The 519-nt window shown below is 35.8% G+C and carries 1 pseudogene; it reads left to right on the plus strand.

Going from position 1 to position 519, the window contains the following annotated elements:
- Positions 1-519, plus strand: a pseudogene (locus tag CAMP5063_RS08405) (flagellin); the annotation flags it as partial.

Below are 519 nucleotides of genomic sequence, written 5' to 3' on the forward strand. Positions count from 1 at the left end.
GATGCTAATGGTAGACTTGTATTGACCTCAAGAGATGGTAGAGGGATTAAAATAGATGGTAGTATTGGACCTGGTGCTGGAATTTTAAAAAAAGATTATGAAAATTATGGTCGTTTATCTTTAATCAAAAATGATGGTAAGGATATTTTGATTTCAGGGACTGGACTTAGTGCTATAGGTATGGGTGCAACCGATATGATCTCTCAAGCTTCTGTATCTTTAAGAGAGTCAAAAGGTAGAATTGACACCAATGTAGCTGATGCTATGGGCTTTAATGCTTATAAGGGTGGAGGTAAAATGATTGTTACGCAATCATCTGTTTCTTCTTATATGAGTGATATTGGTGGTATGAGTGCTGGATCGGGGTTTTCTATAGGCAGTGGAAAAAATTATTCTCAAATTTACGAAAGTAATTTAGTATTTGCAACAGCATTTTCAGTGGCATTTGGTGTTAGTGCGGAAGCTGTAGCAGGCAATTCTCAATTTGTTAATTTTAAAGCTTCTATGAATATAGCAGCT

The sequence above is a fragment of the Campylobacter sp. RM5063 genome (assembly GCF_024723655.1).
Classification (GTDB): Bacteria; Campylobacterota; Campylobacteria; order Campylobacterales; family Campylobacteraceae; genus Campylobacter_D; species Campylobacter_D lari_D.